This window comes from Klebsiella sp. HMSC09D12, from assembly GCF_001808475.1.
Classification (GTDB): domain Bacteria; phylum Pseudomonadota; class Gammaproteobacteria; order Enterobacterales; family Enterobacteriaceae; genus Klebsiella; species Klebsiella oxytoca.
In genome coordinates, this window is the sequence record NZ_KV793506.1 from 1,088 (window position 1) to 2,010 (window position 923).

2 protein-coding genes are annotated in these 923 nt (G+C 52.4%); both read left to right on the top strand.

Going from position 1 to position 923, the window contains the following annotated elements; translation table 11 throughout:
* Nucleotides 1-599, top strand: a 599-nt coding sequence (locus HMPREF3178_RS24685; RefSeq protein WP_070585542.1) for an aldo/keto reductase, incomplete at its 5' end; no start/stop codon positions are given.
* Between the two features lie 26 nt (nucleotides 600-625).
* Nucleotides 626-923 (top strand): aldo/keto reductase (locus HMPREF3178_RS30440; RefSeq protein WP_139146045.1); only part of this gene is annotated, 298 nt, incomplete at its 3' end.

Here is a 923-nt window from a genome sequence, read left to right on the forward strand (position 1 = left end):
CTAAAGCCCAGTTCGAACGCTCCCTGAATCGGCTACAACTTGATTACGTGGACCTGTATCTGATTCACCAGCCTTATGGCGATGTCCATGGGGCATGGCGTGCTATGGAAGAATTGCAGCAGGCAGGCAAAATTCGCGCCATTGGCGTCAGCAACTTCCATCCTGACCGACTGGCCGATCTTATCGCCTTCAACAACGTTTCCCCGGCGGTAAACCAGGTTGAGGTTAACCCCTTCAACCAGCAGCTGCATACCGTGCCATGGATGCAAAGCCGTGGCATTCAGCCGGAAGCCTGGGCTCCGTTTGCAGAAGGAAAAAATGGTCTGTTTGAGCATCCCATGTTAACGGCGATTGGCCAGAAATACGGTAAAAGCGTGGGCCAGGTTGTGCTGCGTTGGATTTTCCAGCGAGGCATCGTTTCGCTGGCGAAGTCGGTGCGAAAAGAACGTATGGCAGAGAACATCAGCATTCTCGATTTTGAACTCAGCGCTGAAGATATGCTGCTGATTACCGCTATCGATACCGCCACCAGCGCTTTCTTCTCCCACCGCGATCCTGCCAGAGTTGAATGGTTGGCCAGCCGCAAACTGGACGTTTAAGTCGCGATAAAAGAGGTATTCATTCAATGCAAAAACGTTATTTGGGTCAATCCCGACTCGAAGTCTCCGCACTTGGGCTCGGTTGCATGGGATTAAGCCACGGCTACGGCCCGGCGACCGATACTCATCAGGCTATCGAGCTCATTCGCGCAGCGGTTGAACGTGGCGTCACCTTCTTCGATACCGCTGAAGTGTATGGACCCTTCCTCAATGAAGAGGTGGTCGGTGAAGCCTTAAAACCATTTCGTGACCGCGTGGTCATCGCCACTAAGTTTGGTTTTACTTTTGGCGACGACAACAAGCAGCAGATTTTAAACAGCCGTC